Source organism: Neisseria sp. (genome assembly GCF_030523955.1).
Lineage (GTDB): Bacteria > Pseudomonadota > Gammaproteobacteria > Burkholderiales > Neisseriaceae > Neisseria.
Window position 1 is genome coordinate 26,774 of record NZ_JAUNHL010000030.1, and the last position, 7,916, is coordinate 34,689.

At 54.5% G+C, this 7,916-nt stretch carries 6 protein-coding genes and 1 pseudogene; 4 read left to right on the plus strand and 3 right to left on the minus strand.

The features are described from left to right. The first annotated feature begins 24 nt into the window (after positions 1-24). On the plus strand, positions 25-1,647 hold the full coding sequence (locus Q4C79_RS07815; RefSeq protein ID WP_303090459.1) for a glycosyl hydrolase family 28-related protein: 1,623 nt from the start codon (positions 25-27) through the stop codon (positions 1,645-1,647). A 26-nt stretch (positions 1,648-1,673) separates the two neighbouring features. Next, positions 1,674-3,017 carry an ATP-binding protein gene (locus Q4C79_RS07820; RefSeq protein WP_303090460.1) on the plus strand — a complete coding sequence of 448 codons (1,344 nt, stop codon included), beginning with the start codon at positions 1,674-1,676 and terminating at the stop codon, positions 3,015-3,017. A 390-nt stretch (positions 3,018-3,407) separates the two neighbouring features. Here the strand turns inward: Q4C79_RS07820 and Q4C79_RS07825 are convergent, their stop codons facing one another. Then, positions 3,408-4,460: an NADP(H)-dependent aldo-keto reductase gene (locus tag Q4C79_RS07825; RefSeq protein ID WP_303090461.1), complete on the minus strand. Its 1,053-nt coding sequence runs from the start codon at positions 4,458-4,460 to the stop codon at positions 3,408-3,410. A gap of 51 nt (positions 4,461-4,511) precedes the next feature. On the opposite strand from Q4C79_RS07825, the pseudogene Q4C79_RS07830 reads away from it, so the two are divergent. Continuing rightward, positions 4,512-4,670: pseudogene (locus Q4C79_RS07830) on the plus strand (signal peptidase); the annotation flags it as partial. A gap of 188 nt (positions 4,671-4,858) precedes the next feature. Here Q4C79_RS07830 and Q4C79_RS07835 read toward each other — a convergent pair. Both Q4C79_RS07835 and Q4C79_RS07840 read right to left on the minus strand, forming a co-directional pair. Continuing rightward, on the minus strand, positions 4,859-5,962 hold the full coding sequence (locus Q4C79_RS07835; RefSeq protein WP_303090462.1) for a sialate O-acetylesterase: 1,104 nt from the start codon (positions 5,960-5,962) through the stop codon (positions 4,859-4,861). Between the two features lie 28 nt (positions 5,963-5,990). After that, on the minus strand, positions 5,991-6,785 hold the full coding sequence (locus Q4C79_RS07840) for an inositol monophosphatase family protein (RefSeq protein WP_303090463.1): 795 nt from the start codon (positions 6,783-6,785) through the stop codon (positions 5,991-5,993). Between the two features lie 128 nt (positions 6,786-6,913). Between Q4C79_RS07840 and Q4C79_RS07845 the strand changes: the two genes are divergently transcribed. Then, the gene (locus Q4C79_RS07845) at positions 6,914-7,723 is read left to right on the plus strand and encodes an RNA methyltransferase (protein ID WP_303090464.1); all 810 of its coding nucleotides are present in this window, start codon (positions 6,914-6,916) and stop codon (positions 7,721-7,723) included. The last annotated feature ends 193 nt before the right edge of the window (positions 7,724-7,916 follow it).

The window sequence follows — 7,916 nt, forward strand, 5'->3', positions numbered from 1 at the left end:
ATCAGATTAATTATAGGAAAAACAATGACTCAAGCAACAAATGCCATGCTGTTGCAGGCGTTGGAAATGATGCAGGAAGGGCGTGCCGGCGGGCGGATTGTACCCAATATTGCCGCGCTCAGAAAACTTCCGGCACAAGGCAGCCTCAATGCGGTGGTACTCGGGCGCGAGAAAATCGGCGACAACGACGGTGGCGTTTACTGGCAGGATATCCATGATAAAACCAGCGCCGATAACGGCTATACGGTGATTGTGGCGCAGGACGGCATGCGCTGGAAACTGGCGCCCGCAGGCACTGCGGCGGATGCGGACGGTGTATCGGTATTGAAATACGGTGCGATAGGCGACGGAAAACACGACGACTCCGCCGCCATACAGAAAGCCTTGGATCAGAACAAAGGCGGTACCGTCATTATTCCGGAGGGCCGTTACTTGCATTCGGGCGTAAAGCTCGACGGTTCGTCTTATAACGGTACCAAAATCATCTGTCGCGGCGAAATGCTGCTCAGGCCGCGCAAAGCCGAGCGCGAGGCCAATCTGCAAGGCGCGTTTATCGGTTTGCTTATCCGCGATTGCGAGAATATTGAAGTCCATTATCGCGGCGACGGCAACCGTAAATCGCAACCGGTGCAGGAACATTGTTTCAATGTGGCGGTAGCCGGTGCCAAGAACGTACGCTTCCCGACCTTTTTTTGCAAAGAAGTACGCGGTGATGCGGTATACATCACGCAATCGAATCTGCATCAGGCTTCTCCTTTGGCTGAGAAGATTTATTTCGGCAAATTTGATGTGGAAAACAGTGAAGACGACGGCCGTAATGCCATGTCGATTATCAGCGGCAAAGATATTGTGGTAGATGATTTCAGGTCGGTACGAGTAGGCGGCAAGGTGAACGTTATGCAGCCGGGCGGTTTCGACATTGAGCCCAATACCGATTTTCAGATAGTCGATAATGTGTGGCTGAAGAAAGTCTATATCGATACCGCCGGTAATTTCGGATTGCAATGTTTCGGCCAAGCGCGCAACCGCTTGGGCGGCAACGTGAGTAATTTGCGGGTGGACGATTTCGACGTGCGGACACGGTGCGATGGCCGCTCTTCCGCATTGGTTTGCTTCCGCCACTGCCGCAACATCGTTCTCAAAGGACGTGCCGTGATGGCCAACCCGAACGATGCCCATCATGTCGGCTTGATGTTGGATAACGTTGACGGCGCACAAATCGATATCGAAGTGAAAGGCGGCCTGTTTGCGGCTCTGGCCTCTTACAGCTATCAAGTAAACAAAGCCGTGGTTAACCTGACCGCAACCGAATACCGCCGGGCCGCACTCACCACTGCGCATGTCAGCAACAGTGATTTTAAAGTGAAAGCCATCAACGGCGGCAGGCGCTCCAGCGCGCTGTATACCCGCAGTTGGGGCAGTAAATGGAGCAGCGGCAAAGCCATACAAAGCAATACGGTCTATCAGATTGATTCGCCGCAAAACACCACCCGCGGCGATGCGGGTGTGATTAACGACACGCTCAACGGCGTGGAATTCAAAGGTGTCAGCTTCTCCGGCGGCAACCTGACCGGGTATGCCAAAGAAAAAGCGATGGTCGGTTTCGGTAACAAGGTGCGTTTGAAGTCCGTGCGCGGCATGATGTAAGCATTAAACGAAAACGGAACATCACCATGTCACCCGAAACCAGTATCCGCCGCCGGCTGATCGTTTATCTGAGCAGCGGCCTGCTGGCGACTTGGCTGATCGCGGCAGCTGTTTCGTTAACGATATCGCTGATGGAAATGAACGAAGCCAACGACACCCAGATGACCCAGCTAGCCCGTTCGCTGCCTTATCTGTTGCCAGCTTCGCCGATAGAGTTGCCGGAAGTTGACGAGGGCACTTGGCTTGACAGCGGTTTTGCCGACAGCAAACACAGTGGCATCGCTATTTGGGATAAAAACGGCCGTTTGCTGCTGTCGGACAACAAAGGACGGCAAATTCCTTATCAGGCGTTTTCCGGGTTTAGCAATACCGCGCCATGGTGGCATAGCCATGCCTGGCGCGTTTTTTATTGGCATGATGCCGAGAGCGGGCGCACGGTGGCGGTGGCGCAGGAGTGGAAAGAGCGCTTGGAGACGCTGCTGAATGCCGTCGGCGTGCAGCTGCTGGTTTTGATCCTGGCTTTGCCTGCCTTGGTATGGTTATTGTCGTTGGCGGTGCGCCGCAGCATTATGCCCCTGGAAGCCTTGGCGCAGGAATTGTCGCAACGCGATGCCGATAGTTTGGAGCCGGTATCCGAAGCGGTGCCGCAGGAAACCCGCCCGATGGTGTCGGCGCTGAATCAGTTGCTGGTGCGTGTGGGAGAGGCTCGCGAGCGTGAGCAGCGATTTACCGCCGATGCCGCCCATGAATTGCGCAGCCCTTTGGCGGCTTTGAAAGTGCAAACCGAAGTATTGGCGCTCGATTGCGAATCGGAAGAACAATGGCAGCAGTTACAACAAATCCGTTACAGTTTGGATCGTGCGGAAAATCTGATTAATCAGTTGCTGACGCTGGCGCGGCTTGATCCGAAACGCTCGCTGCATCAGCAAGAAGCGATAGACTGGCAGTTGGTCACCACACAGGTGATGCAGAGCGTAAACCTTGCTGCCCGCGAGAAACAGATACGGCTGGTGTGCGATACGCCGGCGGAAAGTGCAAAAACGGTATTGCCTTTGCAAGGAGATGCGCTGTTGCTGCAACTTTTGCTGCGCAACCTGCTGGAAAACGCCATCCGCTATTCGCCGCCAGGCAGTACGGTTACGCTGGCTTTGGCTGCCGACAGCATCAGCGTGTGCGACCGTGGCAAAGGCATTGCGCCGGAACATTTGGCGCGGATACGCGAACGTTTTTACCGACCGCCGGGGCAGGATGAGCCGGGCAGCGGATTGGGTTTGTCTATTGTCGAGCGTATTGCCGAACTGCACGGTTTGACGCTGGTTTTGGAAAATCGGGCTGGTGGCGGATTGTGCGCGATATTGCGGGCAAGCTAAACGTAATGCCTGAGACTTTTGCAAAATACCCATCTGCGGCGAATTTCTTCGTTGTGCGCTGCTCGCTCGTTTGCCTATCTATCTGATATGTCTGCACTCGCTGTGCTGCTACGCCTCGAACTTCATCCACATCTGGGTATTTTGCAAAGGTCTCTGCCTGTCTGAAAACATTGAGACCTTTGCAAAAAACTTTTTAATCCTGAATTGATTGATATCTCGTCATACTCGGGCTTGACCCGAGTATCTGCTTTTTCTTCTCAAATAAAAAGATGCTCGGGTCAAGCCCGAGCATGACGCATGTGTTTTCAGGTATCGAAAAGAATTTTGCAAAGGTCTCATTTTTTAAAATATCCTGGTGCCGAAAAGACATCAGGATATTTTTTTCTCGCTTTACGGGCAGGGATTGCTGATTTCCGCATGCACCGCATTGATGGCATCGATGGTGTCGCTGCTCAGGACGACTTCGGCGCTGGCGATGTTTTCGCGCAGTTGATCCAGATTGGTGGCGCCGATGATGTTGCTGGCGACAAAATCCTGTTGGTTGACGAAGGCCAGCGCCAGCGTAGCGAGGCTTATGCCGGCTTGTTCGGCGATGGCGGCGTAACGTTCGACCGCTTCGAAGGCTTTCGGTTTGGTGTAGCGCTGGAAGCGTTCGAACAGGGCGAGCCGGCTGCCGGCGGGCATGGCGCCGTGGCGGTATTTGCCGCTGAGTACGCCGAAAGCCAGCGGCGAATAGGCCAAGAGCGGCACGTTTTCGCGCAGCGAGATTTCGCTCATGCCCACCTCGTAGCTGCGGTTGAGCAGGTTATAGGGGTTTTGCACCGAAGCTGCGCGCGGTTTGCCGGCTTCGCGGTTGCTCTGTTGCAAATATTGGAACGTGCCCCACGGGGTTTCGTTGGATAAACCGTAGGCGCGGATTTTGCCTTGTTTCACCAATTCGCCCATGGCATCGACGATTTCTGCGAACGGGGTGAAACGTTCGTTTTCGGCAAGGCGGGAAACGCCCAAACGGCCGAAGAAATTGGTTTGCCGCTCCGGCCAGTGCAGTTGGTATAAATCCAGATAATCGGTTTGCAGGCGGCTGAGACTGGCCTCGCAGGCTTCGAAAATCTGGGTGCGGGAAAAGTCGTTGCCGTTGCGGATGTAACTGTCCAAACTATTGGCCGAGGTGGGGCCGGCGATTTTGCTGGCCAATACCACATCGTCGCGCCGGCCGCGCTGCTTGAGCCAGCTGCCGATATAGCTCTCGGTAGTGGTGTAGGTTTCGCGGCGCGGCGGTACCGGATACATTTCGGCGGTATCGATAAAGTTCACGCCGTGCGCCAGTGCGTAATCCAGTTGCTGATGCGCTTCGGCTTCGCTGTTTTGCTCGCCCCAAGTCATGCTGCCCAAGCAGATTTTGCTCACCGAAATACCGGTGTCGCCCAAGAGAGTGTATTGCATGGCATATCCTTTTTGCGTTTGTGGTTATAGAGAAGGTTTTGATGGTCATATCTGTTTTCAGACAGGCAGAGACCTTTGCAAAATACCCATCTGCGGCGAATTTCTTCGTTGTGCGCTGCTCGCTCGTTTGCCTATCTATCTGATATGTCTGCACTCGCTGTGCTGCTACGCCTCGAACTTCATCCACATCTGGGTATTTTGCAAAGGTCTCTGGCATTATATAGTGGCTTAAATTGGGAAGAAGACAAGCAGAACGTACCGCCAATACGGGCCGATTCTGTTGCCGCTTGGCCGGGGCTTACAAAATCGTTTTCTTTGAATCAAGTCGAGGCGGGCAACGCTTACTGTTCAAATTTAAACCACTGTATTTTTTCAGACAGGCATTTGTCCGGTGTATTCTACAACACCCATTCAAAAGCAAACGCCCAATTGGCCAAACCGGCGCTGTCGCGCAGGCAGCCGCGGGCACCATTGAGACGGCCGGAGGTGTTGGCTTCGCCGTTGTCGAAAGCATAAGTGATGCGGCTGCCGGCGGGTAGGGGGCGGTTGCTTCTTAATAATACGCGGTTGTGCGCGCTCTGTAAGCGGACTTCGGTAATCCGGGCATCGCCGGCATCAGACAAGACAAAACCGTAATGGCCGGGGTCGCTGACTTGTACGGTATCGAACTGCAAAGGCGCAACGGGCACGGAAAATTCGATTTCGATCGTGTGATCATCTGGCCGGAAAACCGCCAGCGGCCGTACGCCGCTCCAACGTTCGTTCCGGTCCAATATAGTATGGCAGGCACGGGCGTAATAGCGGCCGAGCAGGTTCATGGAAGCAGCATCGGGATGGGCGTGGTCGAGATAATCGAAGGCGTATTTGGGACAAACCAAGGTGGTATGCGGCTGCAAACCGGCACGCAGCTGGGCGAACGGGGTCGTGAAATGATGGCGAACCGGCGCGGCGCGGGCATAACCGGCGGCGCTGGCGGTTTGGCAGGTAAACAGCGGCAGCGTGAGCGGCCGGCCACACAGGCGGGCGATATCGGTTTCGAAGTCGAGACGCCATTGCGCCAGTTTTTGCTCGTAATCCGGCGTGCCCAGATAGCCGTCGGTTTCGCCGTGCACCACCAGCAGTGCGCGGTAGCGGATGGGGCGTACGCTGTTTTCCAGCAGCCTGACTTGCTCGAGGATGTGCGGATAAACGCCGCTGTCGCCGCCTTTTTTCAATCGGTGGTAAGCCAAACCGCCGCCGGCTGCGCCGATGACGACCAAGGGGCGGCTGTTATCAGCCAGCCGTTGTCGGGCAAAGGCAGAACACAATGTTTCCACTCGGTTTTCCGCCAACGGCACCAATTGGCCGTTAGGCGGCGAGTCTGCACGAAATACCGGGCCACCCGCCAGCATATAGGCCTGTCTGAAAGGGAAAGGCGCCGTGCTGACCGCTTCGGCTACGCCGCCGGCCAGACTTTGGCCGGTTAGGATATAGGCATCGAGGGGTGTCGCAACGGCGCTCATCGGCAAACTCGCGTGAGCCGGCAATCAATCAGGCGGCCGGCAGGTGTTTCTGGATAATGTGCAGCATTTGAGCCAGCACTTTGGGGTTGGCGCAGACGATATCGCCGCTCTCCAGCCAGCCTTGTTCGCCGCGCATATCGGTAACGATGGCACCGGCTTCGCTGGCAATCAGCGCACCGGCGGCGATGTCCCAAGGCTTCAGATTGAATTCGAAGAAACCGTCGAAGCGGCCGCAGGCTACCGCGCATAAGTCTAATGCGGCCGCACCTTCGCGGCGGCCGCCGGCGGTGCGCGCCAACAGGTCGCGCAAAATCGCCAGATAAGTATCCATCATGCTTTGGTCGACCACCGGAAAGCCGGTGCCGATCAGGCATTGGTTTAATTCGAAACGGGAAGAGGCACGGATGCGGCGGTCGTTCAGCAACGCGCCTTGACCGCGCGAGGCCATATAAAGATCATTGCGCTCAGGCGCGTAAATCAGGGCTTCTTGCAATGAACCTTTGTGCAAGAGTGCCATTGAAATCGCGTATTGGGGGTGGCCGTGCAGGTAATTGGTGGTACCGTCCAAGGGATCGATAATCCATTCGTATTCGGCTTTGGCATTGCCGTGGCTGCCGGTTTCTTCGGTGGTGATTTTGTGGTGCGGATAGGCTTCTTGCAGAATTTGAATAATGATGTTTTCTGATTCGCGGTCGACGTCGGAAACGAAATCGTTAAATGCTTTGCTGTTGATTTTTAAAGAGGAAAGGTTGCCGGAGGCGCGTACCATCATATCGCCGGCGCGGCGGGCGGCTTTTAGGGCTGTATTGAGGATAGGATTCATGGGGATTTCCAGTACAAAATAGGCAAGCCGGCGGGTACAATAGCGGCCAGCAAGCAAAATTAACGATATTTTTTAAAGAACAGATGCCGCCCATTATACTCTTCGGGTGCAAATAAAGACAGCCAGCAATGAATAAACCACAGCTTCCCGATTTCCTCGGTAATATCCATATCGTGTTAACCCGTACCAGCCACCCGGCCAATATCGGTGCCGCCGCCCGGGCCATGAAAACCATGGGCCTCAAACGGCTGACCTTGGTCGCCCCCAATCTGATGGCAACGCCGATGACTGTCGAGCCGGCGCCGTTTGATGCCGGAAATCCGGCAGCATTCAGTTTGCCGGAAGAGAGTTTTATTTTGGCTTCCGGCGCGGCCGATGTATTGGAGCAGGCGCGTATTGTCGCCACTTTGCCCGAAGCGTTGGCCGATACCACGCTCAGCTGCGCACTCACCAGCCGCAAACGCGAGCTGACCGCGCCGTTGCAAACGCCACGCGAATCGGTGCCTGAGTTGTTGCAGGCGGCACGTGCAGGGCAGCAGGTGGCGCTGGTGTTCGGCAATGAAACTTACGGCTTGAGCATAGAGGAAGTGCAACACTGCAACCGCTTGATGACCATCAACGGCAATCCTGATTATTTCTCACTGAATTTGGCGCAGGCGGTGCAGGTGGTGTGCTACGAATTGTTCAGCCAAGTGGATGTGCCGATGGATTATCTGGCGGCCGAAACCCACCCGGCCACCCATCAGCAAATCAACGGTTTGGTGAATCATTTGGAAAGCCTGATGAACGACGTAAATTTTTTCAACCGCCGCAACGGTGAGCGTATCGTGCGCCGGATGCGCAGCCTGTTTTCGCGTGCCAATACCGAAACGGAAGACATCGATATTCTGCGCGGCTTGTTTAATACGGTGAAACGGCGTTTGAAAGACGATATTTAAAAGATGGTATTTGATAATGATTAAAGACAATGCCTGTCTGAAAATATTTTTCAGACAGGCATTGTTGATGGAAAAGGGATTTTTATAACATTTGTACAATAAATAATTATATGCACTATTTTCTTGGAAATATTTTAATCTTGAATTGTCAAACCAAGCGCAACGTTTTTCGAAACAGCACCTCATAAGCACA